19 protein-coding genes, 1 other RNA gene and 1 other annotated feature are annotated in these 23,817 nt (G+C 34.8%); of the genes, 4 read left to right on the top strand and 16 right to left on the bottom strand.

Features of this window, described 5'->3' with window-relative positions; genetic code table 11:
* Window positions 1-12: 12 nt before the first annotated feature.
* From recD2 to cymR, 5 genes are all read right to left on the bottom strand, one after another.
* Window positions 13-2,343, bottom strand: a complete 2,331-nt coding sequence (gene recD2, locus GZ63_RS0110185) for an SF1B family DNA helicase RecD2 (protein WP_051681459.1) — start codon at window positions 2,341-2,343, stop codon at window positions 13-15.
* Between the two features lie 17 nt (window positions 2,344-2,360).
* Window positions 2,361-3,029 carry a tetratricopeptide repeat protein gene (locus GZ63_RS0110180; RefSeq protein ID WP_029269209.1) on the bottom strand — a complete coding sequence of 223 codons (669 nt, stop codon included), beginning with the start codon at window positions 3,027-3,029 and terminating at the stop codon, window positions 2,361-2,363.
* Between the two features lie 72 nt (window positions 3,030-3,101).
* A complete protein-coding gene (mnmA, locus tag GZ63_RS0110175) occupies window positions 3,102-4,214 on the bottom strand; it encodes a tRNA 2-thiouridine(34) synthase MnmA (RefSeq protein WP_029269207.1) in 1,113 nt (370 codons plus the stop codon).
* A gap of 15 nt (window positions 4,215-4,229) precedes the next feature.
* Complete coding sequence (locus GZ63_RS0110170; RefSeq protein ID WP_029269205.1) at window positions 4,230-5,372, bottom strand: cysteine desulfurase family protein; 1,143 nt, start codon at window positions 5,370-5,372, stop codon at window positions 4,230-4,232.
* Window positions 5,373-5,410: 38 nt separating this feature from the next.
* Window positions 5,411-5,830, bottom strand: coding sequence for a cysteine metabolism transcriptional regulator CymR (cymR, locus tag GZ63_RS0110165; protein ID WP_029269203.1), 420 nt, complete (start codon window positions 5,828-5,830; stop codon window positions 5,411-5,413).
* A gap of 162 nt (window positions 5,831-5,992) precedes the next feature.
* On the opposite strand from cymR, the gene GZ63_RS0110160 reads away from it, so the two are divergent.
* A complete protein-coding gene (locus GZ63_RS0110160; protein WP_029269201.1) occupies window positions 5,993-7,279 on the top strand; it encodes a replication-associated recombination protein A in 1,287 nt (428 codons plus the stop codon).
* A 139-nt stretch (window positions 7,280-7,418) separates the two neighbouring features.
* Window positions 7,419-8,084 carry an RsfA family transcriptional regulator gene (locus GZ63_RS0110155; protein ID WP_029269199.1) on the top strand — a complete coding sequence of 222 codons (666 nt, stop codon included), beginning with the start codon at window positions 7,419-7,421 and terminating at the stop codon, window positions 8,082-8,084.
* Between the two features lie 63 nt (window positions 8,085-8,147).
* On the opposite strand, the gene ssrS is transcribed toward GZ63_RS0110155, so the two are convergent.
* The 4 genes from ssrS to GZ63_RS18150 form a co-directional block, all read right to left on the bottom strand.
* Window positions 8,148-8,332, bottom strand: a non-coding RNA gene (gene ssrS, locus GZ63_RS17440) — 6S RNA.
* A gap of 92 nt (window positions 8,333-8,424) precedes the next feature.
* On the bottom strand, window positions 8,425-10,209 hold the full coding sequence (aspS, locus tag GZ63_RS0110150) for an aspartate--tRNA ligase (RefSeq protein ID WP_029269197.1): 1,785 nt from the start codon (window positions 10,207-10,209) through the stop codon (window positions 8,425-8,427).
* Complete coding sequence (gene hisS, locus GZ63_RS0110145; protein WP_029269195.1) at window positions 10,202-11,491, bottom strand: histidine--tRNA ligase; 1,290 nt, start codon at window positions 11,489-11,491, stop codon at window positions 10,202-10,204. The genes aspS and hisS overlap by 8 nt, the downstream gene beginning before the upstream one ends.
* A 62-nt stretch (window positions 11,492-11,553) precedes the next feature.
* Window positions 11,554-11,809, bottom strand: a binding site (T-box leader).
* Between the two features lie 74 nt (window positions 11,810-11,883).
* Window positions 11,884-12,057 (bottom strand): hypothetical protein, encoded by a 174-nt coding sequence (locus tag GZ63_RS18150; protein WP_198020933.1) that lies wholly within the window; start codon window positions 12,055-12,057, stop codon window positions 11,884-11,886.
* Between the two features lie 102 nt (window positions 12,058-12,159).
* Here GZ63_RS18150 and GZ63_RS0110135 point away from each other — a divergent pair, with 102 nt between their 5' ends.
* The gene (locus GZ63_RS0110135; RefSeq protein ID WP_029269193.1) at window positions 12,160-13,206 is read left to right on the top strand and encodes an N-acetylmuramoyl-L-alanine amidase; all 1,047 of its coding nucleotides are present in this window, start codon (window positions 12,160-12,162) and stop codon (window positions 13,204-13,206) included.
* 45 nt (window positions 13,207-13,251) lie between these two features.
* On the opposite strand, the gene dtd is transcribed toward GZ63_RS0110135, so the two are convergent.
* From dtd to GZ63_RS0110100, 7 genes are all read right to left on the bottom strand, one after another.
* Window positions 13,252-13,698: a D-aminoacyl-tRNA deacylase gene (dtd, locus tag GZ63_RS0110130; RefSeq protein WP_029269191.1), complete on the bottom strand. Its 447-nt coding sequence runs from the start codon at window positions 13,696-13,698 to the stop codon at window positions 13,252-13,254.
* A gap of 28 nt (window positions 13,699-13,726) precedes the next feature.
* Entirely contained in the window at window positions 13,727-15,928 is a 2,202-nt protein-coding gene (locus GZ63_RS0110125) for a RelA/SpoT family protein (protein WP_029269189.1), read from the bottom strand.
* A gap of 210 nt (window positions 15,929-16,138) precedes the next feature.
* Window positions 16,139-16,651: an adenine phosphoribosyltransferase gene (locus tag GZ63_RS0110120; protein WP_029269187.1), complete on the bottom strand. Its 513-nt coding sequence runs from the start codon at window positions 16,649-16,651 to the stop codon at window positions 16,139-16,141.
* Window positions 16,641-18,971 carry a single-stranded-DNA-specific exonuclease RecJ gene (gene recJ / locus GZ63_RS0110115; protein ID WP_029269185.1) on the bottom strand — a complete coding sequence of 777 codons (2,331 nt, stop codon included), beginning with the start codon at window positions 18,969-18,971 and terminating at the stop codon, window positions 16,641-16,643. Before recJ ends, GZ63_RS0110120 begins: the two co-directional genes overlap by 11 nt.
* Before the next feature lie 66 nt (window positions 18,972-19,037).
* A complete protein-coding gene (locus tag GZ63_RS0110110) occupies window positions 19,038-19,376 on the bottom strand; it encodes a LapA family protein (protein ID WP_029269183.1) in 339 nt (112 codons plus the stop codon).
* A gap of 117 nt (window positions 19,377-19,493) precedes the next feature.
* Entirely contained in the window at window positions 19,494-21,752 is a 2,259-nt protein-coding gene (secDF, locus tag GZ63_RS0110105) for a protein translocase subunit SecDF (RefSeq protein ID WP_029269181.1), read from the bottom strand.
* A 51-nt stretch (window positions 21,753-21,803) separates the two neighbouring features.
* Window positions 21,804-22,100, bottom strand: coding sequence for a post-transcriptional regulator (locus GZ63_RS0110100; protein ID WP_038221162.1), 297 nt, complete (start codon window positions 22,098-22,100; stop codon window positions 21,804-21,806).
* 123 nt (window positions 22,101-22,223) lie between these two features.
* Between GZ63_RS0110100 and spoVB the strand changes: the two genes are divergently transcribed.
* The gene (gene spoVB, locus GZ63_RS0110095) at window positions 22,224-23,774 is read left to right on the top strand and encodes a stage V sporulation protein B (RefSeq protein WP_029269177.1); all 1,551 of its coding nucleotides are present in this window, start codon (window positions 22,224-22,226) and stop codon (window positions 23,772-23,774) included.
* The last annotated feature ends 43 nt before the right edge of the window (window positions 23,775-23,817 follow it).

Here is a 23,817-nt window from a genome sequence, read left to right as displayed (position 1 = left end):
GGGGAAAAATTCTTACATGAAATCATATGGACTAATATCCTCTTCACCCGGATCCATTCTAGGTGTTTGATCAGGATAATCAAATCTTTCTATTAATAAGTGTTTCAATGAAGTATACCTTATATTTGTATCCTTCGTTTGAACCCCGCGTAAGAAGGCTTCTGGCTGACCACAAATAATCAACGAGCGTTTTCCTCTTGTAATAGCCGTATAAAGTAAATTCTTTCTTAACATCCGGTTATAGCCTGCTACAACAGGCAGTATTACGATTGGAAATTCACTTCCTTGAGATTTATGGATGGAAATACAATAGGCATGCATAAAGTTCACGTAGTCTTTGCGTTCATAGGCTACTTCTTTATCTTCAAACAAAATAACCAGTTGCTCTTTGTGATCTTTATTCTCATCTTCTTCAAATATCGCTACGATTTCTCCAATATCGCCATTAAAAACCCCATCTTCAGGTTGGTTTACTAATTGAATTACCTTATCGCCTACTCGATATGTGACATCATTAAATTTCTTCTCTCTTTTTCTGGAATTTTTAGGGTTAATTAATTGTTGTAAAGATTTATTAATGATTGTAATTCCGGCTTGTGAACGATACATTGGTGCAAGTACTTGAATATTTTTTAAATCAATACCCTTATCTTTAGCTTTTATATATATTTTTGTTATAACATCAATCATATGGTGCTCTTGGCAAGGAATAAAACTGAAATCTTGATCATTTTTTAATTCAGATCGATTGCAAGTATCATTTTTAATATGATGAGCGAGTTGTATTATCTTCGATCCTTCCTGTTGACGGTATACCTCATTTAAACGGACAGAAGGTAATAATTCACTTCGAAGTAAGTCAGAAAGTACCTGACCTGGTCCAACAGATGGTAATTGGTCTTCATCTCCAACTAATAATACTTGCATATCATCAGGTATTGCTTTAAATAAGTTGTTAGCTAGCCAAATATCTACCATCGAAAACTCGTCGACAATTAAAAATTTACCCGAGAGTGGTTCTTCTTGATTTTTTTCAAATGCATTTTTCCCATCCCAACCTAGTAAACGATGAATGGTAACCGATGGTATACCTGTTGACTCATGTAAGCGTTTTGCAGCACGCCCAGTTGGGGCAGTTAAGATGAATGGATAATCTTCCTTCTTTTCATAAGTAGTCATATCGATTGGAATATCATGAATCACACTATATGCCTTTAAAATTCCATTAACGACTGTTGTTTTTCCTGTTCCCGGACCACCTGTTACAATCATAATTTTGGAATGTAGCGCTTTATTAATTGCAGTAAATTGCTCATTACCATAACTTAAAATCTCTTTTTCTTCAATATCACCAGTTATCTTCATTAATTCAGCTAAAGTCGTTTCATGTTCTATCGGTTTTGAAATAATCCGTTTTAAGTGTGAAGCAAAGCCATCCTCTGCATAATAGAGAGATGGCAAATAAACCTTTTCCTCATAAATAATTACTGTTTTAGTTTTATTTAATTCTTTTAACCGGTTAATAATAACATCCTCTGTTAATGCATGCTCAGAATTAACTAGTAAGTTCCTGACTTTGCTCAGACAGTTATCCATCGGTAAATAAACATGCCCATCTTGAACACTTTTTTGAAGAATATATATACAACCCGCACCAATTCGGTTGGGATGTGTCAGAGATAGCCCATTTTGTTTGGCAATGCTATCAGCTGTTTGAAATCCAAAACCTTCAATATCAAAAACATATTGATATGGATCTTCTTCTAGCACAGATATTGCCTCTTCTTTATATTCTTGGTAAATTTTTTGTGCCATTTTTAGGCCTACTCCGTATTTTGCTAAATGAACAACTACATGTTCAAAACCTTGGTTTTCCTGTAACGTTTTCGATAAATTTTTTGCTGCTTCTTTTTTTAAGCCTTTAATATCTTCTAATACATTAGGATTTTTTAATATTTTACTGATCGCACTTTCTCCTAATTTTTCTATAATCCTTTCGGCTGTTTTTTTACCTATACCATAGAACAAATCACTTGATAAATAGGCAACCAATCCATCAGAAGTGTTTGGTATAAAAGTTTGATAGGAGTCTATATGATATTGCAAACCAAATTTAGGATGTTTTTCAATTTGACCATAAAATATATATGGCGTCCCTATTTGCAAATTGGAGAAATATCCTTTGATAACTATTTCTTTTTCTTGGTAGTCCTCATTTGTTTCTAGTATTCTAATTTTCGCAATTGAAAAATGCTCGTTTTCGTTATGGAAGATGGTATGAAGAAGTTCTCCTTTTATATAATCGTCATCCATTCTTTTTGTGGATTCTCCATTTAGTACCATGAAAAAACCTCACTATCTTACTTTTCATTCGAATCAAGCAATTCTTTTACTTGTTTTTTTCCATTAGCTGCTAGTACATGATCAGGTTGGTTAATTAAAGCCCGATCGAAATGATGAAGTGCTTGTGTTGGATTATCATTGTAAATAGCTATTACACCTAAATTATAATGAGCATCGCTATGTTCTTGGTTTATTTTGAGTACGTTTTTAAAAGTTGAAGCAGCATCTGAAATATGCTCACTTTGCGCGAGAGATAGCCCATATTGGAAAAGTATTTCCTCATCATCAGGATTTAATTCTACTGCACGAAGCAAGTACGGCAGAGCAAGTTTATAATGCTCTTGTTTCTGGAATGCTATCCCCAACATAAAATACACGTCACATTCTTTTAACCCTAATTTGATAGCTTCTTGAAGGTTTTCAATCGCCTTCGAATAATTAGATTGCTCCAAGTATAAATTTCCCAAACCATAATATGCTGTTGCCATATTCTTATCCAATTTAATGGCACGTTCAAAAAATAACTCTGCCCTACTAAAATCATGAACATGTACTAATAAGTTTCCAAAATTAATATAGCCTATAGGGTCTTGAGGATTTTCATCAATAATTTCTGTAAAGATTTTTGCTGCCTCGTCATATTTGTGCTCTTTCATTAATTGAATCGCTTTTGTATTTTTATCCATTTCAATTCCCCTTACATCTACAGAACTACGACCGCAAGAGCCGTCAGCGGTTCATAGTTCTATCTTGATAAATTAGCCAACATAGTCAAGATACTGATCACCTTTTATGATGTGATCAATCGTACCCCCGCCTAAACAAACCTCTCCGTCATAAAAAACAACAGCTTGTCCGGGAGTAATCGCCCGTTGTTGCTCAGCGAAAGTGACACGCACATTGCCGTTTTCAAGCAAATTGACTGTAACTGCACAGTCTTCTTGACGATATCGAAATTTTGCAGTGCAATGAAACATGGATTGAACTGACTCCTGATTTATCCAATTGACGTCTGAAGCAACTAACCCGTCAGAATATAATTTTTCATTTGTATAACCTTGTTCGACATATAGGATGTTTTCTTTTACGTTTTTTCCGACAACAAACCATGGATCACCTGATCCGCCAATTCCGAGACCTTGCCGTTGTCCAATCGTATAGTACATTAACCCATCATGTGTGCCTTTTTCAATTCCTGATAAAGTTTGCATTTTTCCAGGCTGTGCAGGTAAATATTCACCTAAAAACTCCTTAAAATTACGTTCACCAATAAAACATATTCCTGTACTATCTTTTTTAGTAGCCGTAACGAGTTCGTAACGTTTGGCTATTTCCCTTACCTCTAACTTTTTCATATGCCCGAGTGGGAACATTACTTTTGATAACACGTCTTCTGTTAATTGATTTAAAAAATAGGTTTGATCTTTATTCTTATCCACACCCCGAAGCATTTCAAATTTATCGTTACGATTTCTTACCTGAGCGTAGTGCCCTGTTGCTAAATAATCAGCCCCAAGTGAAAGGGCATGATCTAAAAATGCTTTAAATTTAATCTCTTTATTACACATTACATCAGGGTTTGGTGTTCTGCCAGCTTTATATTCATTTAAAAAATACGTAAATACCTTATGCCAATACTGTTCTTCAAAATTAACAGCATAATAAGGGATCTCTAATTGGTTGCAAACACGTACTACGTCATCAAAATCTTCTGTGGCAGTACATATTCCACGATCATCTGTATCATCCCAGTTTTTCATAAAAATTCCAACAACGTCATAGCCTTGCTCCTTTAATAGTAAAGCGGCTACAGATGAATCTACACCGCCACTCATACCGACTACGACTCGAGTATCTTCTTTTGCTTTCATGTTATCATCACCACTTTATGTTGTTAATCGTTTAATAATTTTTGCTATACGGTTTGCTGCATCCTCTACATTTTCTGTTGTATTTGCCATGCCAAAACTAAAACGAATTGAATTTCTCGTTCTTTCATTTTCTTTGCCATACAAGGCCGTTAAAACGTGAGAGGGTTCAACAGATCCAGCAGTACATGCACTTCCACTTGAAGCTGCAATACCAGCTAAATCAAAGTTAGTTAGAAGTTTCTCTACATTCGTTCCAGGAAAGCTAATATTAACAATGGAAGCGATCGCTGCTTCTGATGCCCCATTTATTTTATAGTTCACGCCATTTTCCGTTAAAATGGAAAGAAATTGATTTTTATACTGATTATATTTCCGGATACGTTCTTCTTTGTTTTTCATTGCCAATTCTACTGCTTTTTGAAAACCGACAGCGCTAATAACATTTTCAGTTCCAGGTCGGCGTTTTCTTTCTTGCTCTCCTCCATATTGTAGTGGATTTAATTTTACATCTTCATTAGCATATAATAATCCTATTCCTTTAGGCCCATTCATTTTATGTGATGATGCACTTAGAAGATCAATACCTAATTGCTTTATATTCATATCTAATAAACCAAATGCTTGAACAGCATCTGTATGAAAATATGCTTGATGTTCACGCAAAAGGTCTCCAATTTCCTGAATAGGTTGAATGATGCCTGTTTCATTATTAACAGACATAATTGAAACAAGAATTGTATTTGAAGTTAGAGCATCTTTCAAATCTTCTATATTAATTTGACCATCTTTATTTACAGGTAAATAAGTTACTTCAAATCCCTTTTCTTCTAAAGCTTCTGAAGTATAAAGTGCTGCATGGTGTTCTTGAGTTGTTGTAATGATATGATTTCCTTTTTGTTGGTTAGCCAATGCTGTACCTATAATTGCTAGGTTATCTGCTTCCGTGCCACCACTTGTAAAAATAATTTCCTTTTCATCAGCATGCATGCTTTTTGCTATATTACGTCTTGCTTCATCCAAATACTGGCGGGCTTTCCGACCGAATGAGTGAACACTGGATGGATTGCCAAAAACATTTGTATATAAAGGATACATCACATCAAGAACTTGCTTGTCAATAGGAGTTGTTGCGGCGTGATCAAGATAAATCTGTTCCATTAATACCTTTCCTTCCTTTTCCTTACTTAATTAAAAGTCTAAATATAAAACATATAAGCTTCTTGTGGCTCAGCGTCATCATAATGTTTTAAATCATTTAATGTCGTCGTATCCAGAACATCTTTAACTGCTTCACGAATTCGCATCCATAAAGCCTGTTTGGCAGGTTCCTCATTCTCTATACCTTCAACCGGGGTAATAGGCCCCTCTAATACACGAATAATATCACCAGCTGTAATATTTTTAGGCTCTTTTGCTAAAATATAGCCCCCATAAGCTCCGCGTATACTTTTAATTAATCCTGCATTTCTTAAGGGTGCTGCTAACTGCTCCAAATAATGCTCGGACAAATCATTGTCTTTTGCAATTGATTTTAATGATGTTGGCCCATCACCGAACTTTCTGGCCAGCTCAATCATAATTGTTAATCCGTACCGTCCTTTAGTAGAAATCTTCATATATTAACACCTCTATCTTAGATACATCAATTGTTGTAATTGATCGTTACCAGTTATTCTATAATCCATGATATTATAGCATGAAGAGGATGCTTCTTGCATTTTATCCGTTCCATCAGTACGCTTAAATTGTAAACTATAATGAAATAAAGGACGATTTACATGAAACAAAAACCCCTTGCCTATCGAATGAGACCTGAGCATGTTAATGAAATTATTGGCCAACCCCATTTAGTTGGAGAGGGAAAAATTATTTACCGAATGGTCAAAGCAGAACGTTTAGCTTCCATGATCCTGTTTGGGCCGCCCGGAACTGGAAAAACTTCGATGGCAATCGCTTTAGCTAAAAGCTTAGAGATTCCTGTAAAAATACTAAATGCAGTTGCTGATAAAAAGAAAGATATGGAAATCGTCGTAGAGGAAGCAAAAATGATTGGACAAGTCGTATTGGTGCTTGATGAGGTTCATCGTTTAGATAAGGCGAAACAGGATTTCTTACTCCCCCATATAGAAAATAACTTAATAACGCTTATTGGTTGTACGACTAGCAATCCATATCATTCTATCAATCCGGCAATTCGTAGCAGATGCCACCTTTTTGAACTTCATGCATTAACTGCTGCAGATATTGCAATAGCTTTGGATCGTGCCATAAAGGATAAAACAAAGGGACTAGGTACGAAAGATATATCTATTACAGAAGAAGCATTAAATCATTTTTCCCATAGCGCAGCCGGGGATATGCGCGCTGCTTTAAATGGTTTAGAACTTGCAGTGTCTTCCACACCAGTTTCCGAAAATAATCAAATTATGATTCATCTTAAAATAGCGGAAGAATGTATGCAAAAGAAAAGCTTTTCGCACGATAAAGACGGTGATGCACATTATGATGTTTTATCAGCTTTTCAAAAATCCATACGTGGCAGTGATGTGAATGCAGCACTTCATTACCTGGGAAGATTAATTGAGGCTGGTGATTTAGATAGTATTATTCGACGGATGATTGTCATTGCTTATGAAGATATTGGACTTGCGAATCCTCAAGCGGGGCCACGCGCAATGGCTGCTGCTGACGCAGCCGAACGTCTAGGGTTTCCTGAAGCACGCATCCCGCTCAGTGTAGCTATTATTGAGCTGTGTTTATCTCCAAAATCAAATACTGCTTATAAAGCACTTGATGCAGCATTGCATGATATACGTAACGGTATAAGTGGTGATATACCAGTACATCTTAAAGATAGTCATTATTATGGAGCAAAAACATTAGGGCGTGGAATTGATTATAAATATCCGCATAATTATGAAAATGGATGGATTGATCAACAATATTTACCTGATCCTATAAAAAATAAAAAATATTATTCTCCAAAAGCCACTGGGAAGTTTGAGCAAGCTATTAAACAAGTTTATGATAATATTCAAAAACAAAAAGAGAAACAAAAGAACTAAAAGACTAAATGTATAATTCTTTTTTCAGCGGTCATAATAGATATTAATTAACTAGAGATTTTTATTCATAATAAACAAGAATTAAAGTTTGAAACTATCTAATTATATTACCGCCTATAGAAGAAGGAGTTGAAGTACATTGGTTAAAGTTAGACAAGACGCTTGGTCACATGAGGATGATTTATTACTAGCAGAAACTGTCTTACGTCATGTTAGAGAAGGTAGTACACAGTTAAATGCTTTTGATGAAGTTGGTGATAAGTTAAACCGAACTTCCGCAGCTTGTGGCTTCCGCTGGAACGCTGAAGTCCGAAGGAAGTATGATAGTGCTATAGATTTGGCAAAAAGACAGCGTAAGGAGAAAAAACGCGCACTGGCTGCACAAACAAAAAATAGAAAACAACCGGTTATATCATTATCATCTGTTTATGATACAAAGGGAAACGATAGCGAAAATAGATCTGCATTAATAGAAAACTCACCTATCACATTAGATAGAGTTATTCATTATTTAAAGGATCTAAAAAAAGATTATAATGATTCAAATCAATCTAAATTGACATTGGAAGAAGCTCAAAAAGAAAATGCCCTTTTGAAGGATCATATAAGTGACCTAGAAAAACAATTGGAGAAAACAGAGGAAAAGTTAGCGACTATCCAAGAAGATTATCAAACCTTCGTACAAATCATGGATAGAGCTAGAAAAATGACTGTACTGGATGATCAAGGGGCGATGAAAGCACCCGCATTTAGGATGGACAAAAACGGCAATCTTGAACAGTTAGCGCATGAGTCTAGTTCATAAATCAAATAAATAAAGCGAACGAAGTTAGCTGTACTGCCAACTTCGTTCGCTTTTTAATTATGTATTGATCCCGATTGTGCCGTCTATGTATCCAGCTTTGAACCCGCTCTCGGCAGGTGGGTGCCCTGATCTACATTTTTTATGCTTCCTCTGACTAAAGGCGTGCACGCAACATAGAGACGGTCAAGCTCCCTTATTTTTAGGTGTTCGGTCAAAACGATTTGAATAGACGAACACATCAGGACTAATTTTTCTTTTATTATAAATAAAGTTTATCATACACCGATGTTATTTTCAATATAATCGAGTTTAATTTTTAGAAAAGTCCAATCATTGTGGCTTATTCATTATCTTTTATCATTTTGTTTTCATTTTTCTGGATATACAGTTCTTTTAATTGCTCTTTACTTACTTCACTTGGTGCATCTGTTAACAGATCAGAAGCAGATGCGGTTTTAGGGAAAAGAATCGTATCACGTAAATTTGATCTTCCGGCAAGCAACATAATAATTCGATCTAATCCTAATGCAATTCCGCCATGTGGAGGCGCTCCGTATTCTAAAGCTTCTAATAAAAATCCGAACTGTTCATTTGCAGATTCTTTCGTAAATCCTAAAACATCAAACATTTTGTCTTGCTGATTCCGTTTATAATTCCTTAGCGAGCCCCCACCAAGTTCATATCCATTTAAAACAAGGTCATAAGCATTTGCACGAACACTTGCAGGATCTGAATCTAATTTATCCAGGTCTTCTTCCACCGGCCTTGTGAATGGATGATGAGCAGCAAAAAATCTGCCCAAGATCTCATCATATTCAAGCAGTGGCCAATCTGTTACCCATAGGAAATTAAATTTTGAATCATCGATCAAGTTTAGTTTTTTTCCTAATTTTAAACGAAGTGCACCTAAGCTATTATAAACAATTGCTGTATTATCGGCTACAAATAGTAATAAATCTCCCTCTTGAGCCTCAGCTTTTTCTGCAATTGCATTTTTTTCTTCTTGAGATAAAAATTTAGCTATTGGACCTTTCATATCATCACTTTCAATTTTTAACCAAGCTAACCCTTTCGCTCCATAAATCTTTACATCCTCTGTTAATTTATCAATATCCTTACGAGAGAACTGATTTGCTTGCTGTTTCACATTAAGCAAACAAACCTTACCTTCATTTTCAATAGCACTTTGAAACACTTTAAAACTAGAATTTTTAACAATATCCGATACGTGAATTAATTCCATTCCAAATCGTGTATCTGGTTTATCCGACCCAAATCGTTCCATAGCATCCTTATAGGTTATTCGTGGCAAAGGTAAACGGAGATCTTGACCTTTTACTTCTTTCATGACCTTTTGCATCATTTTTTCAGTCATGTCCATGATTTCATCACTTGATAAAAAGGATGTTTCAATATCAATTTGCGTAAATTCAGGTTGGCGATCAGCACGTAAATCTTCATCGCGGAAACATCTGGCGATTTGGTAATACTTTTCAAAGCCGCTCATCATAATTAACTGTTTAAAAAGTTGCGGAGATTGTGGCAGAGCATAGAATTCTCCCGGGTGCACCCGACTTGGAACTAGATAGTCTCTTGCTCCTTCTGGTGTACTTTTTGTTAAGATAGGCGTTTCCATTTCTAAGAAACCATCATCATTTAGAAAGTTACGGATTACTTGCGTTGTATGGTGTCTAAGCTTAAAAGTTTCCTGTAATGATGAACGACGCAAATCCATATAGCGATATTTCAAACGTAAATCTTCTGCCACATCTGTTTCATCCTCAATAAGGAAAGGTGGATTTTTTGCCTTATTTAAAATATCAACACTTGAAACCATAACTTCGATATTGCCCGTTTCCATTAGTGGGTTTACAGTTATTTCTTCTCTTTTAACAACTGTTCCCCTTACTTCAATTACATATTCACTTCTAAGTGTTTCAGCTATTTCTAAAGCTTCAGAGGAAATTTCCGGATTAAATACGATTTGAATGAAACCTGATTTATCTCGTAAATCAATAAAGATTAGTCCGCCTAAATCACGCCGTTTCTGTACCCAACCTTTAAGTAACACCGTCTGGTCTACGTTCTCCTCACTTAATGTCCCTGCTAATATACGTTCACTCATTTTGACTTCCTCCTAAAAGCTCTGCTTGCATTGTTTTCACCAAATCTGTCAACGGTACTTCTGTCTGGTCGCCTGTTTTCATATTTTTAACGTTCACGATATCATCTTCCAACTCATTATCACCTAAAATTATGACATACTTAGCTTTTAATCGATCTGCAGCTTTGAATTGCGCCTTCATCTTCCGGCCTTGATAATCCTTATCTACCTGTATTCCGTTCACTCGCAGTTTGTGAACAAGTTGACTGGCTTGTTTTTCTGCTGTTTCTCCAACAGCTATAAAAAAGCAATCAACACTACTATCTATAGGTAGTTTAATATTTTCAGCATCAATAGCCATTAACAGGCGTTCAAGGCCCATAGCAAAACCAATCCCTGGTGTATTTGGACCACCTAATTCTTCAGTAAGACCGTTATATCTTCCGCCGCCTGCTAAAGTTGTGATGGCTCCAAATCCTTCTGCTTCACTCATTATTTCAAAAGCCGTGTGATTATAATAATCTAATCCTCGAACTAGGTTTTGATCAATGACATAAGGGATCTCCATCATATCTAAATATGCTTTTACTTGATTGAAATATTGCTCTGAATATTCATTTAAATAATCTAAAATAGACGGTGCTGTTTTCATTGCAGGATGATCACGATCCGTTTTACAATCTAAAATACGTAAAGGATTTTGATTCAATCGTTTTTGACAGTCTGAACAAAGCTCGTCTTTATAGGGCGAGAAGTGTTCAACTAAGGCTTTGCGATGATTTTGACGACTTTCTTTATCACCTAAACTATTAAGAACAAGCTTAAGCGATGATAAGCCTAACTCTTTATAACAAGTCATCGCTAATGCTATTACCTCTGCATCCACCGAAGGATCTGCACTTCCCAATACTTCCACACCAAATTGATTTAATTGGCGCATTCTTCCTTGCTGTGGTCGTTCATAACGAAACAATTGCATAAAATAGAATAATTTCACAGGCTGTATTGGTGAGCCATATAATTTATTTTCAACAAAAGCCCTTACCACAGTAGCCGTTCCCTCTGGGCGCAGTGTAAGACTCCGGCCTCCACGGTCTTCAAATGTATACATTTCTTTTTGCACAATGTCTGTTGAATCCCCTACTCCACGTTGAAATACTTCCGTATGTTCAAATAGAGGAGTACGAATCTCATCATAGTTAAATCGATCGCAAATATCCTTTAAAATACTTTCAACATATTGCCACCTTTTTACCTCATTTGGCAAAATATCGGCGGTTCCTCTTGGTGCACGCATGCTCATTTTTCAACAAACCTCCTTCAAATAAGTAAAAAACAACACAAAAAAACTCTCATCCCTTAGTAAGAAGGGACGAGAGTTTACCCGCGTTGCCACCCTAGTTGATGTGTGGATATTTATCTTTTACACATCCGCTCTTCACAGTTAACGCCTGCAAGACGTCTATACCTACTAAGGAAATTCATAAAACTATCTGAATTCATTCGATATAGATCCTTAGGAATGTCTTTCATTAGACCAATATGTAAAAATGTTTTCAGCCATTGACATTTTCTCTCTTTTCATATGGACCCTAATTACTTTTTCCATCATTGGTTTCAATTATAATCTCAACTTAGCATTATATCACAAATTAGTTTGAATGATTATAATATTAATGTTTTCCTAAATTAATGTCAAGTACGTGTTATTTTTTTCTTTAACATTTTTACTTCTCGTAACGAAATACCTAATTCTTGAGCCACTTCCATTGCATTATATTTCCCATCCATTTCAATAAAACGATGAAAATTTACATCATTTATACTTTTGTTAATTGTGGATTGCCATTGTTTGTCATGAATTCGCATTTTTTGCAACCTCCTTCAACTATGTACAGTTTTGCCTAATTGCATCGTTTTTATTATACTTTAGAAAGAATTGCATCTTTCTAAAATGAAGGGGTTTATAAAATGAAAACATCTAAAATAACTGTTTCCTTAATGTTTACCATTTTTATTTCAATTTTCGCAGGAAGTATGATTGTTTCTGCAAAGCAGGCGATTATTCATACGGAGAACTTAAATGTTCGAAATGGTCCTGGAACTGCCTATGATAAAATAAAACAGGCAAATCCGGATGAGGTTTATCCGATTATACAAATAAATAATGAATGGGCAGAAATTCAACTATATGATGACACGGGCTGGGTTAAGACTGATTTTATAACCATCAAAGAGAAAGAATTTGATCAGACCAAAGGAAAAAACACTAAAAAACAGATTGTTATTTCACAAGCTAATACGCATCTTCGGGAAGGTCCTTCGAATGAATCTAAGATTATTCATTTTGTAAAAAAAGGAACAGTGTTAGATATTTTAGCAATTAAGGGAAATTGGTATAAGATTTCATATAAAAATCGAACTGGATATATATTTAGGGAATTTGCAGAAAGGGAAATGGATAACAGCTCAAAAGGACTAAATAATAAGACGATCATTATAGATGCTGGTCACGGAGGTCAAGATGTTGGTGCCGTTGGGGCAAGTGATACATTGGAAAAGGAGATGACCTATAAAACGGCTCAGGAATTAGAAAACGAGCTAAACATGCTTGGTGCAGAAGTCATCGTTACGAGAAAAAAAGATAATTATATTTCGCTGGCCAGCCGGACAAGCCTATCTAACTTGAAAAATATAGATGCTTTTATAAGTATTCATTACAATAGTGTTCCCAATATTCCAGATGCAAATGGAATAGGTACTTATTATTACCATGAGCAACAAAAGAAATTGGCTGACTCTATACAACTAGAATTGATTAAAGAAACGGAAGCAAAAGATAGAGGCTCTTCTTATGGTGATTACCAAGTACTAAGGCAAAATTTAAAGCCAGCTATTTTAGTGGAACTAGGATTTATTTCTAATAAAGAAAAAGAACAACTCCTTTTAACCGATGGATATCAACAGAAAATAGTTTCAGGAATGGTAAATGGCTTGCAGAAGTATTTCTCTCATTAAATATGGATTAAAACTAAAAGAAGCTGTCCATTTTTAGGACAGCTTTTATTGCTCTTTACTATCAATAATTAATGTCACTGGGCCTTCGTTTGTAAAACTGACATTCATCATTGCTCCGAATTCACCTGTTTCTACTGTAATTCCTTCTTTTTCAACATGCCGATTAAACAGTTCATATAAATCGTTAGCATAATCAGGCTTTGCAGCTTTAATAAAACTAGGTCTTCTTCCTTTACGTGTGTCCCCATAGAGGGTGAACTGTGAAATCGATAAAATGCTTCCCTGTACATCTTTTAAAGAAAGGTTCATTTTTTTATTTTCATCTTCAAAAACACGTAAATGAATAATTTTATTTACGAGGTATTCTATATCTTTCACCGTATCATCATGTGTTATCCCAAGTAAAACGACAAAACCATACTCGATTTCACCGACCGTTTCCGCATCAACTGCTACAGTTGCATTTTTCGCTCGCTGGATTACTGCCTTCATGAATAAGAACTCCTTTTATGATAAAGATTTATTGTAATGTTCGAGTTACTGTGTATACATCTTTAATCCGCTTTATTCTTTCTACAATTTTACGTAAATGCTTTGTATTGTGAATGAGAATCGTTATTTGAATAACTGCCATTTTATTTCGATCTGATTTGCCAGTTACAAACGTCATATTTGTTTTCATCTCATTCATTGCTTGTAGTACTTCGTTTAATAAGCCTCGTCGATCATAACCGGAGATTTCCAAATCCACATGATATTGTTTGGTGGTTGTTTGTTCATTTTCCCATTTAACATCCAAATGGCGTTGTTTTGCCTCTTCTGTTTGCATATTCGGACAGTCTGCCCGGTGGACAGATACACCTCGTCCTTTTGTTATATAACCAACGATTTTATCACCGGGAACGGGATTACAACATCTTGATAAACGTACTAATACATTATCAATACCTTCAACATTAACTCCTGCATTTTTTTTCGGTAATTTTTTATCTTTCGATTCACTTTTTACCTCTTCAATCGTTTTTTCCAGATTCTGCTCCTGCTGTCTAGTCTGACGAATTTTATCAGTAAGTCTTGTGGCAATTAGAGCACCAGTTATCCCTTGATAGCCTACTGCTGCATACATGTCATCTTCATTTGTGAAGTTAAATTTTTCATACACTCGTTTCATATTTTCAGGTATTAATGCTTCTTTCGGTTCAATGTTAAGTGCTCTAATTTCTTTATCAACAATTTCTTTTCCTTTAACAATATTTTCATCGCGGCGTTGTTTTTTAAAAAATTGTTTAATTTTACTTTTTGCTTGAGAAGTTTGGGTAATTTTCAACCAATCTTGTGATGGTCCATAAGAATGTTTGGAAGTCATTACTTCTATAATATCGCCATTTTTTAGCTTATAGTCGAGTGGTTCCATTTTTCCGTTCACTTTTGCCCCAATTGTTTGGTTGCCGATCTCCGTATGAATCTTGTAAGCAAAATCAAGAGGAACAGATCCTGACGGCAGTTCAATCACATCGCCTTTTGGCGTAAATACATAAACCATGTCGGAAAATAAATCGACTTTTAACGACTCCATAAATTCTTCGGCGTCGTGCGTTTCATTTTGCCATTCCAAAATTTCTCTAAACCATGTTAATTTTTCCTCAAAAGATTGCTTATCCTTACTTAGTTGTTTTCCTTCTTTATATGCCCAGTGTGCTGCGATACCGTATTCCGCGATTTCATGCATTTCTTTCGTACGAATTTGCACCTCAAGCGGATCTCCCTTAGGACCTATTACAGTGGTGTGCAAGGATTGATACAAATTTGGCTTTGGCATGGCGATATAGTCTTTAAACCTACCTGGCATTGGTTTCCAACAAGTATGAATAATACCTAATACTGCATAACAATCTTTGATGCTATTTACAATAATTCTAACTGCGAGTAAATCATATATTTCATTAAATTGCTTGTTTTGTTTAGCCATCTTACGATAAATGCTATATAAGTGCTTCGGTCGACCTGATAAATCTGCATCAATATTAACTTCCTTAAATTGATCTTTAAGGTCATCCATCACATCTTTAATATAGGATTCTCGTTGTTCCCTTTTTTGTTTCATCAATTGAACAATGCGATAGTATTGTTGCGGGTTAAGGTAGCGAAGTGCCGTATCTTCTAATTCCCATTTTATAGTAGATATACCTAAGCGGTGTGCCAATGGTGCGAAAATTTCTAATGTTTCATTGGAAATACGTCGTTGTTTCTCAGGTGGTAAATGTTTAAGTGTGCGCATATTATGTAAACGATCAGCTAATTTAATTAAGATTACTCGAATATCTTTTGCCATGGCCACGAACATTTTTCGGTGATTTTCAGCTTGTAATGCTTCTTTTGATTTATATTTAATTTTACCTAATTTCGTTACTCCATCAACAAGCATTGCTACCTCATGATTAAATTCCGTCTCAATCGATTCAAAGGATATATTTGTATCCTCTATAACATCATGTAAAAATCCCCCGGCAATCGTTTCTGGATCCATTTCTAATTCAACCAGGATACCTGCGACTTGGATTGGATGGATAATATAAGCCTCGCCAGATTTACGATATTGATCTTTATGTGCCTGTTTAGCATAATTATATGCACTGCGAATAAAAGCAATATCATCGTCCGGAAGATACCGTGTAGCTTTTCCTATAACATCTTCTATTGTCAAAATATCATCTTTTGCCATATAACCACCTTATCCGCTGTACAAAATTTAAAAGATCTTTCTTAATAGTATTCATAAATTTTAAGAAAAAGTAAAGAAATAAACATTCAAATAATTTAAATGCTTATAATAATAGGCCTGACGAATAAACGATTATAATTCCGCCAGACCTTTCTTATATTCTACAAATAAAATACAGATTTATCCACAATCATGGTTAAAAGGTAAAAATTAGTAACTCATCAATGTTAACACGTCGTAACCGTCTAGCTTTTGTAAACCTTTTAAATAGGACAATTCTATAAGAAAAGCACAACCTACGACGATTCCCCCAAGAGCTTCTACTAATTTTATTGTAGCCTCTATTGTACCTCCTGTAGCAAGCAAATCATCTGTAATTAGTACACGTTGTCCAGGTTTTATAGCATCTTTATGGATGGTTAGTATATTTTCACCATATTCCAGACCATAATCAACTTTTATCACTTCCCGCGGGAGCTTTCCTTCCTTTCTCACAGGCGCAAAACCTACTTCTAAAGCATAGGATACTGGACAACCAATAATAAATCCCCTTGCTTCAGGTCCTACAACAATATCAATTTTCTTACTCCGAGCATAAGTGACGATTTCATCTATCGCAGCCTTATATGCTGCTCCATTATCCATTAAGGGAGTAATATCTTTAAATTCAATTCCTTCTTTTGGCCAATCTTTAACAATTTTAACATATTTTTTATAATCCATACATTACTTCCTCCTTGGGGGCTTCCATGCGTTTTGTACAATCTGTAAACCATTTTTTTAAATCATGATATGTTGAATAAAACAATGTTTTTTCTACTTCAACTTGGTGTAATCGCTTTTGATATATGACAGATGTTTTTAGGTCTTTTTTTACTGGATTTTGTTGCAGTTGTATTACTCCATTGTCTATCTTAACAAATCCCAATTCGAAAAACACATTCGCTATGAAAACAACTCGCTCTTTTGACCATTTTTTGGCATCCATAATAACTTTTAATTCTTTCTTTAAATCTAACATTTTCCGTTTCATCATAAGTCCATAAAACCATTTAAATTCATCTCTTGAAGGTATAGATTTTAAATAAGTGCTATCTTCTATATTATAACAAGCATGAATGTTAATCGGCATTGTCGTTTGAATAATCGCCTTTAATTGATCTAGCTTCTTAGGTAGGTCAGCAATGTATAAAGCATCCGTTACGGGAATATTATTCAAATCAGTTTCATAGGTGATATGCCTTGCACTTCCGGGAAAATGTGTGCTGTCCTTGTGATGACCAATTACTAAATTCCTTGCTTTTGGGTTACAATACGCTGCAATATCTTTATTCCTTTTTCCTCGATGATCAAACAATTGCCACTGGTCAATTCTTAGATCTTTCATAATGAGTTGGGCTTTTTTATAACCATTCCATTCGTTTATACTTAACTCGCCAACAATTGATATTGGTGTTTGGGGAGATATACGATGGTATAAACTTCCCATATTAAACCCTATACTTTCTAATTTTTTATCTTCGTTTTTGTATTGAAGTTTAAGATGTTTTTTTAAATTACCTATTTGACGTATATCATTAGGAGTAGCCTTTAAATGAAATGCAGGTTTAGGGTTATCCATACCAAATGGGGCTAGCTGATTTATGTCATTCACTAGCTTTTCATTTATTTCATGTACTTCAAGAGTCTTACTGATGTCGATTACTTGCTTAAAATCATCTTCCTCAAGCTGTTCTATAATAATTTGATTCAAATCATGTTGTATTAGAGATAAGTTTTCCAAAGGGAAACTCATGCCTGCTGCCTGTGAGTGGCCTCCGAAATGTGTAAAGTATTTTTTTATCTTCATACAATTTGTAAATAGATCAAATGCCGGTATACTTCTCGCTGATCCTTTGACTTGGGAGGTTTCTGGATTAATAGCTAAAACGATTGCCGGACGATCATACTTCTTAACCAGCCTTGAAGCTACAATACCTAAAACACCTTCATTCCATCCTTCTTTTGCAATGATGATAACTTTCGCTTCCCGGTCTTCTTCCACCATGTGCTCTGCTTCTTTTACGATGCTGCTGACGATTTTTTTTCTTTCTTCATTTAAGGACTGGATCTCCTCCGCTAACTGTTCTGCTTCTAATTGATTCTCTGTCATTAACAGTTCAACAGCCAAACTAGCGTTTTGTAACCTTCCCACAGCGTTGATCCTCGGTCCGATTCGAAAACCAACATCTTCCTCCGTAACATTACCTTCAATTTCACATACTTGCTTTAAAGCGTTTAATCCTATGTTTTTTGTTGTTGTCAATGCTATCAGTCCATAATGGGCTAAAATTCTGTTTTCACTTACTAATGGTACAAGGTCTGCTATTGTCCCAATAGCGACTAAATCTAAAAAATCTTTTGGGAAATATCCCAACAGATGTTCAGAAAGTTTAAAAGCAACACCTACTCCTGCCAATTCCTGAAATGAATAATTCGGTGAACATTTAGGATGAACTATGGCATATGCATCAGGTAACTGTTCTTGGATTTCATGGTGATCTGTTATAATTAGATCAATCCCAAGCTCTTTAGCAATGTTAGCCTCATGTACAGCAGCAATACCATTGTCAACAGTAATAATTAATGTAATGTCATTATCGTGGGCTTTTCTAAATGCTTCTTCATTTGGTCCATATCCTTCTGTGAATCGATTAGGTATATAGAAATCACAATTAGCGCCTAACTCTTGCAAAGTTTTCAAAAGTAAAGTTGTAGAACATACTCCATCTGCATCATAGTCTCCATACACTAAGATTTTTTCACCTTCCGCGATAGCTATATGTATACGATTCACAGCCTTATCAATCATATCTATTTCTGAAGTACTATATAAATTATCCAAATTAGGATGTAAAAAATTGTACATTTCTTCTTTAGTTGCAATACCTCGCTGTAACAATAATTCTCTAATAACGGGAGATAAATTATCTAATTCATGGTTCTCAATTATTTTACCTTCTTGCAATTCAGCAAAATTCCATTTCAACTTACTTTGTAACATAAATTCACCCCTGACCCATTCATTATACTAAAGCGGGTCAAGGGGCGCAATCCGTATTATTCTGATTTACTTATTCCTATTTTCCTTTCCTTCTGGTTGTTGTTTTGTTTCAATTATTTTTTCTTGTTCTTCAGCTGGAAGATATTTCTTCACTGTATGTTGCAAGTTTTGGTTTTCTTTTTTTAGTGTTCCATTTTCACGCTGCAATCGATACATCTTAAATAAACCAGCGGTTGCAGTAATTATACCTCCCATTAAGACTGAAAATAATATAATGAATATCAATGGTGATTCCGCACTCCAAAACAGATAATTAACTTCTACAGTATCTACGTTTGTCACAGCAAAAATGGCAACAATAATAACAAATATTATTACTAGAATAGCATAAGATTGTCCTTTCATATAAATCCTCCTTTAACTAGTTCGTAAAATACCCTTTTTTAAAAAATTTAACCCTGTCTTTTTAACAAAAAAGTCCTTATAACGTATATAAACGCTATAAAGACCTTTAAGGTTTCGTTAAACCTGTGGACCTTCCACACGTTTCTTTTTAACAAAAGATACCGGCTTTTCTTTAATATTTTTCCCTCGCCAAGCGAGCCATATTTGTGATGAGAGAAGTAAAGAAGAGTATGTACCAGCAATTAATCCAATAGCAAGAGCTATTGCGAAAGATGTAATAGACTCCGCACCCAGGAATAAAAATGCCAGCACAGCAACCATTGTTGTTATGGATGTATTTATACTTCGCCAAAAAGTTTGCACGATACTTCTATTCACGATTTTTGCAAGCTCCGTTGTTGAACGAATTCGCTTATTTATTTTTCTTAGATTTTCCCTAATCCGATCAAACACGACAATTGTATTATTAATGGAATAACCAATGATCGTTAATATAGCAGCAACAATCGTTACATCAAATTCGATTCGTGTAAAACTAAAAATAGCAAGAATAATAAATGCATCGTGCAATAAAGCAATTATTGCTGTAAGTGCAAAAAACATTTCAAATCTTATGGTAACGTAAATAATCATTCCTACAGCCGCAATACCTAACGCTTTTATCGCATTTTTCACAAGTTCTTGCCCTACTATTGGTGATACGACACTAACGCTAGGCTCATTGCCATACTCTTTTTCAAAATGCTCCTTAACTTCTGCTATTTTATCCTTAGATAAAACAGAATCAAATCTGACAACACCGATATCGTTATTCTCACCGGATAGTACAATAGATTTTGCTTCTAAATTGGTCTTTTCTAAGTCTTCTTTAATAGTTTCCGTTGTCAAGCTTTGATCAGCTAAAACTTCAATACGTGACCCACTGGTAAAATCAATTCCTGGATTTAGTTTAAAAATCGCTAAAGACGCTATCCCTATTACTACTAACACAATCGTAGCAACAAAATATTTCTTTCGATGTTGAATTAAGTTAACTTCACGATTAAATAACGTTGGAGTTTCTTCTTTTGTATCTTTAATATCTTTAATATCTTTCTTGTTTACTCCGAACCATCCAGGACGATTCTTTAAAAATTTCATTCTTATCCATAAACTTAATAATAACCTTGTACCGAAGACAGCGGTAATAAAACTGATCAGAATACTTACAATTAACATGGTAGCAAAGCCTTTTATCGAGCTTGTACCAAACATAAATAAAATTCCGGCTGCTAATAAAGTCGTAATATTAGCATCAACAATCGTTGCTAAAGAGTTTTTGGTACCTGTTTTAAACGATGCTACCATTGATTTTCCAGCTCTTATTTCTTCTTTAATCCGCTCAAACGTAATTACGTTTGCATCAACTGCCATACCTACCCCTAATATCAAAGCGGCTATTCCTGGTAATGTTAAAACACCGTTCATCAATTCAAATACCAAAAGGATTAAATAAATATAAATACTTAAATTGATTGCTGCTATAAATCCTGGGAAACGGTAAACAAATATCATATAAATAAAAATTAAACCGATCCCAATAAATGCAGCAAAAACAGTTTTATTTAGTGCATGTTCACCAAATTGAGCACCTACTGATGTTGAATAAAGTTCCTTCATATGTACAGGGAGTGAACCTGAATTTATGATGTCAGCTAATTGCTTTGCAGATTCAACTGTAAAATCACCATTTATTTGTACATCCGTTGTATTTAATCTTTTTGTTACACTTGGTGCATATATATATTTCGGATCTTCTTGCTGACTTTCCTTTGCATAAGAGTCACCTTTCTCATAATCCATCCAAATGACCAGTAAATTATTCGGTATTCCCATATTCTTAATTGTTTCAGTTACTTCACCGAACTTTTTGGCATCTTTTAACTTTAAAGTAACGATGGGTTCATTTGTCTGTGGATCAAAATCTTGTTTCGCACTTCCTTCTTTAATATCAGAGCCATCTAAATATTCCTTGTCATTTACATCACGAAACGAAAGCCTGGCAGAAGTGGCTAGCATTTCTCTAGCTTCATTTTGATCTTCAACCCCTGCTAATTGAACGCGTATTCGATCTTTACCCTCGATATCAATATTTGCTTCACTAATGCCAAGTCGATTTACACGGTCATTTAAAGTTTCCACTGTTCCTTCTAATAGACTTTTTGTAACTTCTTGACCTTCATCAACAGGCTCAACCTCGTATAATACTTCAAATCCGCCTTGTAAATCCAGTCCTAGCTTTATGTCTTTTGTTATTCCTGTAACCGTTGTTCCAATCGTACCAGCAAATAATAATACAATTAGAAAAAAGGCAACGATCTTACCCCTGTTTTTCATTTATGATTGCCTCCCACTTATCCATACGTAATACAATTCACATTGAAAATACTAATTTTTTCTGTTTTCACCCATTAAAGCGGTAATGGAATTCATTAAATCATTATCCTGTTGAGCATTCAATGTCAGGTAACTCATATAAATATTTGACCCGAGATGAAATATATCTCCGACTACTTCATATAAACGTTTTTTAGGATCACCTTTCCAAATCTTATGTTCTAAACAGCCCCATATATCTTCATCGGTTACTTGTGTATAGCCTAGCAAACGGAATTCATTAGCCTTGCTCTCTAAAGCTGGTTTAACAAAGGTTTTCCATTCTGAAACAGATTTAAAAGTCTTCACTTTATTACCTCCTGCATTACGTTTCAATGAAATTATGTACCTTCTTGTCATGCTTGGCCCACTCTATTGCATATATATCATTGTATATTAAATTTAATTTTTTGAGAAGGCAGGTCTTAAGCAATGACCAAACAATCTTTTTTACAAGGTACATTAATATTAATTTTCGCAGGAATGATTACTCGATTCTTAGGATTTGTCAACCGCCTTGTTCTTGCTCGTTTTCTCGGTGAAGAAGGGGTTGGACTTTATATGATGGCCTTACCAACTTTGTTTTTAGTCATGACATTAACTCAGTTGGGATTGCCTATTGCAATATCGAAACGGGTTGCTGAGGCTGATGCCAAAAATGATCCCTACAAAGTGAAAAAAATTTTAACTGTGTCACTTATCATAACTGGTATCTCCAGTATCATTTTCACTACAGGGATGATGCTGGGAGCACCTATTATAGCAAAAACATTACTCACAGATGATCGTACATTATATCCGTTATTAGCAATTAGTCCAATTATTCCTATCATAGCAATCTCTTCCATTTTGAGAGGGTACTTTCAAGGGAAGCAAAATATGAAACCCCAAAGCTATTCAATGGTTATTGAACAAATTGTGCGCATTACATGTGTTGCGTTATTCATTAAATTATTTCTTCCCTTTGGCATTGAATATGCAGCAGGAGGAGCAATGTTTAGTGTTATATTAGGTGAGCTTGCTTCCCTTTTATTCATGATCTATTTATTTAAACGGAAAAAAACAATAAAAATAAGATATCGTTTCTTTTCTTATTTGAAAACAAGTAAGAAAACCTTAAAAGAATTATTTTCAATTGCTTTACCTAGTACGGGCAGTCGTATGATTGGGTCCCTTACACATTTTTTAGAGCCTATTTTAGTAGCCCAGAGTTTAGCGATTGCTGGAATTTCTACCACATTGGCAACAAAGCAATACGGAGAGTTGACTGGTTACGTGATGCCGCTTTTATTTTTACCTACTTTTATCACCCAATCTTTATCAGTTGCGTTAGTACCCTCCATCTCTGAAGCAGAAGCGAACAAGTATAACGATTTAATTCATTATCGTATTCACCAATCTATTAGGATTTCATTTGCATCAGGAGCTATCGCAACAATCGTACTATCTCTTTTTGCAGAACCAATTTTAATTTATATGTATGGGACCGATAATGCAAGCAAATTTTTAATTTTAATGGCTCCTTTTTTTATTTTACTTTATATACAAGCCCCTTTACAAGCAACACTACAAGCGCTTGATTTAGCAAAGCCCGCGATGTGGAACAGTTTAATTGGAGCAGGTTGTAAACTTATTATGCTTTTTTTACTAGCATCTAACGAAAAATTTGGAATTATGGGAGTTGCTCTTGCAATGTGTATGGGAGTTGTTTTGGTAACATTGCTGCATTTATTTTCACTTAAAAAGATCATACACTTTTCAATTCCCTTCAAAGATTTAGTTAAGATGGGTATTCTTCTTTTGTTAACATTTGGAGTTGGACTTGCATTGAAAAATATCTATGTATCAACGATTCCTAATATTTTCCTTTTTCTTTTGGTGTTACTTGTATTGACTATTGTTTATATCTTATTGCTTTTCTTCCTAAGATTTATTACGAAAGAAGAATTAAAACAAATTCCATTTATACAAAAGTGGATATAAAAAGAATGATATAAAAAGCGAAAACCATGCGTCTATTTTTTTT

The sequence above is a fragment of the Virgibacillus alimentarius genome, assembly GCF_000709085.1.
Lineage (GTDB): Bacteria > Bacillota > Bacilli > Bacillales > Amphibacillaceae > Virgibacillus_B > Virgibacillus_B alimentarius.
Note: the sequence above shows the minus strand (reverse complement) of the source record. Positions and strands in the feature narration are given on the sequence as shown.